The 6722-nt window shown below is 58.6% G+C and carries 5 protein-coding genes; 2 read left to right on the top strand and 3 right to left on the bottom strand.

Annotation, left to right across the window (positions count from 1 at the left end):
- Positions 1 to 261: 261 nt before the first annotated feature.
- The 3 genes from F0184_RS03645 to F0184_RS03635 all read right to left on the bottom strand — a co-directional run bounded on the left by F0184_RS03645 (position 262) and on the right by F0184_RS03635 (position 3429).
- The gene (locus tag F0184_RS03645; protein WP_150494538.1) at positions 262 to 2022 is read right to left on the bottom strand and encodes a hypothetical protein; all 1761 of its coding nucleotides are present in this window, start codon (positions 2020 to 2022) and stop codon (positions 262 to 264) included.
- 316 nt (positions 2023 to 2338) lie between these two features.
- Positions 2339 to 2872, bottom strand: a complete 534-nt coding sequence (locus F0184_RS03640; RefSeq protein WP_150494536.1) for a GNAT family N-acetyltransferase — start codon at positions 2870 to 2872, stop codon at positions 2339 to 2341.
- 5 nt (positions 2873 to 2877) lie between these two features.
- Positions 2878 to 3429, bottom strand: a complete 552-nt coding sequence (locus F0184_RS03635) for a helix-turn-helix domain-containing protein (RefSeq protein ID WP_150494534.1) — start codon at positions 3427 to 3429, stop codon at positions 2878 to 2880.
- A 145-nt stretch (positions 3430 to 3574) separates the two neighbouring features.
- Between F0184_RS03635 and F0184_RS03630 the strand changes: the two genes are divergently transcribed.
- Both F0184_RS03630 and F0184_RS03625 read left to right on the top strand, forming a co-directional pair.
- On the top strand, positions 3575 to 4141 hold the full coding sequence (locus F0184_RS03630) for an HdeD family acid-resistance protein (protein ID WP_150494532.1): 567 nt from the start codon (positions 3575 to 3577) through the stop codon (positions 4139 to 4141).
- Between the two features lie 312 nt (positions 4142 to 4453).
- The gene (locus F0184_RS03625; RefSeq protein WP_206668292.1) at positions 4454 to 6670 is read left to right on the top strand and encodes an NADP-dependent isocitrate dehydrogenase; all 2217 of its coding nucleotides are present in this window, start codon (positions 4454 to 4456) and stop codon (positions 6668 to 6670) included.
- Positions 6671 to 6722: the final 52 nt, after the last annotated feature.

Here is a 6722-nt window from a genome sequence, read left to right as displayed (position 1 = left end):
GGCACATCGCGGCCGGTAAATGGTCAGCGCAAAAATACATCAACATGGCGCCGCTCTACCAAGAGCAGAACCAAGCACACGGAGCCGTCGCCTGAAAACGAAAGTGCGAAAGATATTTGACACTACCAGCATGACGGTTCCAATGACATCGCCGCCGTCACGCGCAACGATCAGATGGGCACCGCCCCATGACAACACGCTTCGCTCGTCTGTCTCGGTGTCTATCCGATAAGCCGGGGCCTTTCCCGGGCACGCAACAGGTTATCCCCGTCGTGCAGAGTCACTGCCAACAGCTGCTACACCATCCCGAACACCCTCAAGATTCAACCGGGAGCCGCTGCACCGGCCATCGCCATGGACAGCTGCCAGGCGGGCGAGAACATTCTCGGTAGCCTTGAAAAAAGCTATGGCTGATATGACCGGTTGATCACTTGGACCGGTTGCAAAAGACATCTGCATGTTGACCGGCGTTCCATCCCTGCCAAAGGCCAGCAACTCCCACTGGAGCCCGATGTCAGCGGACCTTCGGCTGGAAATACATGCCATCCTTACGATCTCAAATTCAGACGTTGCGAAGAGGTCAAGAAACTCGATTGCGGATTTTTTTTGCCAGGATCTCGTATTGTCCAGAAATCTTCCGCTGAGATCCCGAACCTTAAGCTGTTCCGCATAGTCGCTAGCGAAAGACTTCAGACGAGTTTCTGACAAAGCGGAATCATCAATACCGCTGGACAAGCGAATAAAGGATCCAAGCAGTCGATCCTCGAAATAATTCAACATTGCTCGCGAGTTCGTCAGCCAACGCTCATCCTCCGCACCAACTTCAACCTCCTCTTCTGTTTCTGTGCTTTCCTCGTCTGAACTCACATCTCCAGAATCAGCGAACCCACTATCCTCAAGCGCTGCCTGGAACCCGCTGCGGAACTGCTCGTTGTCGATGCGTGCATAGTTTTGCGCACCAACACACTGGCGGCGCAATCCGGGATCAGAAAGACCCTTCTCTCTAGTGTACTCCATCAGCGCAATCCAGCGGTCCGATATGGAGAGTTTTGTGAAACTGGATTCGACGAAATTACGAGCCTCTTTGCACTCGCGCTCAACAATGGTAAAAGTATCAGGCTCGTTGAAATCACTCAGATTTCCCTGCGCATTCAAGATATGAGTATCGAGCGCTGCAGCGACGTCAATATACATGTAGTTTTTTATATTATTGAGAAGTCCGGCGTCTTGGAAACGACCAGCATTCAGCCCGTAAAGCGAGTTCAACCCATGTACATTGGCCTGAAGGCCGAATTCGCTGACATGTGCGATCGTGTAGGACTTAGCTTTTGTTGAAACGCTAAAAGCCCGGCCAACCGGCTCGGGCCGGGTACGTCCTTCATATGCAAGAACGGCTTTGTTCAGGGCTCTGAACAAACCAACAGACAGCCCTGGCAACTGGCTGTAGATCTGCGGTGTTGTGTCCTGAAAAGCTGACACACCCGCGCTCATTGTTTCTAACAGGATCTTTACGAATTCCGCATCGACCGCCGTTTCCAGGGTCGCCCCGGCGAAGGTGTATGTCACATCGTCTGACCGGTGAAAAATCAGGGTTGTGTTTTTCACATCGCAGCGGATGGGTTGGGCATTCAAAATCTGAGTGATCTGGGCAAATCCGTCGCCGGACGATTCCACACTGTCGCGGCTGGCTATCAGATGGTAGCCGCGCAGAGCACCCGACACCGGATCGAAGATCTCGTTGTCATCCGGTTTATAATTTCGGTCGTTGAGATCAGCGGACAGCTTTACTGCAAACGCGAAACGATGAGTTGTTCCGCCAAACAAGCGCTGCATGCGATTGCGATACTGGACCTGGGTCAGTTCGTTTATGACCTCTTCGCGTACACACTCGGTTTCGACATAAAAGTATTCGGGTGTATCGTCCGCGTCTCGCTTTTCCACGACCAACGGTTGGTAAGTTGATAGCGTTGCGGCAACTTCGCGATTTGCCCGCGAGCGGGACGGTGTGTCAGCGGGAGACATCGGGGACAGGACCGGCTCACAGGGAAACATCAGACCATTGAGTTCTCTGAACCCGCTTCCCGGGCACTGGGTAGCCGCGGCGGGTGAAGCCCATCCTCCGAAGGCACAACCAACGGCCACCATCGACACGAAAATTGGAAACCGAAATGCCATAACGCCCCCGCAAGAAACTGACGAAAAGAAGTTTCAATAATTACTCAGACCTAAATAACTAACGAAAATCTATACACAGTTGCAAGTTTTACATGCGCGAATAAGAAGCATGCCGCTTTAAATCCTACCAGAGGTGTACCGCACCGTTGGCAAGGCGCAGCGTTTATAACTGCTTGTAGAAAACCGTTGTCGCCTGGAGGCCGCCGCGCGCGGCAACGGCGTAGCCGGGGATGACACCGACATGGTGATATCCAAGACGCGCATACATGCCTTCCGCGGCATCGCCCGTAACGGTGTCGAGCACGAGCAGTGTCCGGCCCAGCGCCTGCGCTTTTTGTTCCACCGCCGCCAGCAAACGGCGCGCAACGCCGCGCCGCCGCGCCTGCGGATGAACCATCAACTTGGCGACTTCCGCCCGGTGCCCGCCATTGTTTTGCTGCGCCAGCAAAAGCATGACGGTTCCAATGACATCGCCGCCGTCACGCGCAACGATCAGATGGGCACCGCCTGCCTCGACGGCCGCCTTTTGGCCGGACCAGAACCGGGAAGCGGTCTCCAAGTTGAGCGGCAGAACGAAACCAATCCCCGCCCCGTCCTCGACACAGGCTTGCAGAAGACGGCCGAGCGGGGGAACCAGCCCGTCCAATTCGCGGGCGGAAACCTCACTGATCTCAAAGGCAGCTTTCCGATCTGTCATTTCACTCATCCGATGACACACAAAAGATAGCGGGCCGACTCCGGGCCGGGCGCGTGATAACTGTTCGCAGCGTTGAGCCGGAACCGCAGGCAGTCGCCCGGCTCCATCTCAAAGCAGCCCTCGGCCAGCGTCACAGTGAGCCGTCCGGACAAAACCACGAGATGATGTTCCAGATCCGGCAGCGGACTGGTCCGGTAGGCGACGGTTTTCCCGCCAGGCACCTCCCCCTCGATCACGGTGCCCCGGAAACCGGACACGGACGGCGAGACACCGCGCCGGACAAACCCGGTGTCCGGATCTGTCCAGACCGATTGATCCTGGCAGCGCACCAATGCCGGCCCGGGCAGATCCTGATCGGCGAACAGGGCCGCCACCGGCAGCCTGTAAACGGCTGCCAGTTGCCCCAAAACCGCGGCAGTGGGGCTGGTTTGTCCCCGTTCGATGCGGGACAGGGTGGCGCGGCTCACACCGCTTCGCTCCGCAAGATCCTCCAGTGTCAGGCTGCGGCTTTGGCGGAGCCGCGCCAGATGGCGCGCCAGAAACGTATCTTCAACCATGACTTTCTCAATATGCAGGTCAAATTCTCATAAATGAGAAAATTCAATCGCACAAGTACTGCGCCCCGATCGTCACAAGGCTTTTGCAGACGAGGCGCTATGCCTATGATGACCTTGTCAATTTCACAGCCTTGGAGCCGGATCGATGTCCCACGCTGAACAAACCGTCGAAGATATGCGGAGGAAAATCCAGGAGAACTGGATCTGGTTCCTGGTTCTCGGGATCGCCCTTGTGATTGGCGGCCTGATACTGATTGCCGCGCCGCTGGCAACGTCTGTCGCCGTGACCCTTTTGATCGCCGCCGTGTTTTTTGTCGGCGGATTGTTCCAGATTTATAACGCCTTCAAGGTCCAGGGCTGGTCCGGGTTCTTGTGGAACCTCGTCACGGGAATTGTCGCGGTCATCGGGGGCATCGTGATTTATGTGAACCCGCTGGTCGGCACACTAGCCCTTACTCTTGTCATTGCGGCCATCTTTCTGGCACAGGGCGTGACCCAGATCCTGCTTGCCCTCAAGATCAAGCCGCATGAAGGCTGGCACTGGGTCGCGATCGCGGGCGCGATTTCGCTCGTTGCCGGTGGCCTGATCTGGTTCGACTTGCCGGGCTCTGCCGCCTGGGCCCTCGGACTGATCGCAGGCATCTCGGTGCTGATGAACGGCTGGAGCTACATCGCCATCGCGCTGGCGGCCCGGGCCTCAAGGCACGCTTGAGCATTGATCCCCGCCGGAGGGTCGCACGCCACAAGCCCGTCCGCGGGCCTGGGCGCCCTCTCGGTGCGGGTTTGGCTGAGCGCGCAGGTCACGCCATGGCGCGGCATTCCGGGCCTGATCCCCATCGATATCCCGGCGGGTTCGATTGCGTTTTCCCCTGCCTTTGCTAGAACTCCCCATCCGTCTGCCGCATTGCCTTCCGCTAGGGCTGGCGAAAGATTGCGTACAAATGCATACGTCACTGAAAATCTCAGCCGGGGCTGGTTTGTCGCCCCGCCTTCACCTGCCAGACCATGAGGAAATGTGAGCAACATGGCCGATATCATCTACACCAAGGTCGACGAAGCGCCGGAACTGGCATCCGCTTCATTCCTTCCGATCATCCGCTCTTTCACCAAGGCGGCAGGCCTTTCCATCGGCACCAAGGATATCTCTTTGGCCGGCCGCATTCTCGCGGCATTTCCGGATTTTCTGAGCGAGGACCAAAGACAGGCCGACGATCTCGCGCTGCTTGGCGAGATGGTCAAGCAACCGGATGCCAATGTCATCAAGCTGCCGAACATCTCCGCCTCCCAGCCGCAGTTGAACGCGGCGATCAAGGAACTGCAAGGCCAGGGCTACGCGCTGCCGGACTACCCTTATGAGCCGGCGACCGACGCGGAAAAGGACATCAAGGCGCGCTATGACGCCATCAAGGGCTCGGCGGTGAACCCGGTGCTGCGCGAAGGCAATTCGGACCGCCGCGCACCGAAGGCGGTCAAGGAATACGCCAAGAAGAACCCCCACCGGATGGGCGAATGGGTCTCCTCCTCCAAGACCCATGTGGCGACCATGGGCGAGAATGATTTCCGCTCCAACGAAAAATCCCTGACCGTCACCGCCGCCCAGGCCGGAACCGCGAAGATCGTCTTCGCCGCAGGGGATGGCGGCGAAACAGTGCTGAAAGCGGACTGGACGCTGGAAGAGGGCGACGTCATCGACGCCACCTATATGAGCGTCCGGGCGCTGGCCGAATTCCTGCAAAGGGAGATCCGGGACGCCAAGGATCAGGGCGTCCTCTTCTCGCTGCACATGAAAGCCACGATGATGAAGGTCTCCGACCCGATCATCTTCGGCGTGTGCGTGCAAACCTTCCTGAAGGACGTCTTTGAGAAACACGAGACGACGCTGAAGGATCTCGGGGTCAATCCCGATTACGGCATCGGCGACCTTGAGGCCAAGGTGGCCACGCTGCCCGCCGGCAAGGCGGCCGAGATCCAGGCCGACATCAAGGCCGCGCTCGACGCCGGACCGGCCATGTACATGGTGAATTCCGACAAGGGGATCACCAATCTGCATGTGTCGTCCGATGTCATCATCGACGCGTCCATGCCCGCGCTCATCCGCGCCGGCGGCAAGGGCTGGGGTCCGGATGGCAAGGAGCACGATGCGAAATGCGTGATCCCGGACAGTTCCTATGCGGGCGTCTATTCCGCCGTGATCGATTTCTGCAAGGAAAACGGCGCGCTCGACCCGGCCAAGATGGGCACGGTGCCGAATGTCGGGCTGATGGCGCAAAAGGCCGAGGAATACGGTTCACATCCGCAGACCTTCAAGGCGCCCGCCGATGGCACCATCAAGGTGATCGGCGCGAACGGCGAAACGCTCATCGAACATACCGTCGAGGGCGGTGACATCTGGCGCGCATGCCGGACCAAGGACGCGCCCATTCGCGACTGGGTCAAGCTTGGCGTGAACCGCATGCGTCTGTCCGGCATGCCGGGCGTCTTCTGGCTCGACAAAACCCGCGCCCACGATGCGGAACTGATCAAGAAGGTTGAGGCCTACCTGCCGGATCACGACACATCGGGTCTGGACTACCGCATCCTGGCCCCGACCGCGGCCGCGAGATACTCAACCGAGCGCATCGCCCGCGGCGAAGACACGATCTCCATCACCGGCAACGTGCTGCGCGACTACCTGACCGATCTTTATCCGATCCTCGAAGTCGGCACGTCCGCGAAGATGCTCTCCATCGTTCCGCTGATGAATGGCGGCGGTCTGTTCGAAACAGGGGCCGGCGGTTCCGCTCCGAAACACGTCCAGCAGCTTCATGAAGAAAACTACCTGCGCTGGGACTCCCTTGGCGAGTTCTGCGCGCTCGGAGCGTCGTTGGAGCACCTTGCCAACGTCAAAGGGAATGCCAAGGCCCAGGTTCTGGCCGACGCACTCGACAAGGCAATCGAAGGCCTGCTCGACAACGACAAGTCGCCTGCCCGAAAGGTTGGTGGCCTCGACAATCGCGGCAGCCATTTCTACATCGCGCTTTACTGGGCACAGGCTCTGGCAGCGCAGGATGAGGATGCGGACCTGAAGGCGCAGTTCACACCGGTCGCCAAGGCGCTCGCCGCCAACGAGGAGAAGATCGTCGGCGAACTGAACGGCGTGCAAGGCTCACCGGCCGACACCGGAGGCTACTACCACGCCCCGCAGGACAAGGTCGATGCCGTCATGCGCCCGAGCGCGACCTTGAACGGCATCATCGGATAAGACTGATAAACGACACAAAAAGGCGGTCCACGAGGCCGCCTTTTTTGTTCCC

It is taken from the genome of Roseibium aquae (genome assembly GCF_008711285.1).
GTDB lineage: Bacteria > Pseudomonadota > Alphaproteobacteria > Rhizobiales > Stappiaceae > Roseibium > Roseibium aquae.
The sequence above is the reverse complement of the archived record's forward strand: the minus strand, read 5'-3'. Positions and strand labels throughout refer to the sequence as shown.

What these genes read in the sequence shown, in the direction of transcription:
- F0184_RS03635 (WP_150494534.1), bottom strand. Translation starts at nt 3,429, where the DNA reads ATGGTTGAAGATACGTTTCTGGCGCGCCATCTGGCGCGGCTCCGCCAA.
- F0184_RS03625 (WP_206668292.1), top strand. Translation starts at nt 4,454, where the DNA reads ATGGCCGATATCATCTACACCAAGGTCGACGAAGCGCCGGAACTGGCA.
- F0184_RS03640 (WP_150494536.1), bottom strand. Translation starts at nt 2,872, where the DNA reads ATGACAGATCGGAAAGCTGCCTTTGAGATCAGTGAGGTTTCCGCCCGC.
- F0184_RS03630 (WP_150494532.1), top strand. Translation starts at nt 3,575, where the DNA reads ATGTCCCACGCTGAACAAACCGTCGAAGATATGCGGAGGAAAATCCAG.
- F0184_RS03645 (WP_150494538.1), bottom strand. Translation starts at nt 2,022, where the DNA reads ATGTCTCCCGCTGACACACCGTCCCGCTCGCGGGCAAATCGCGAAGTT.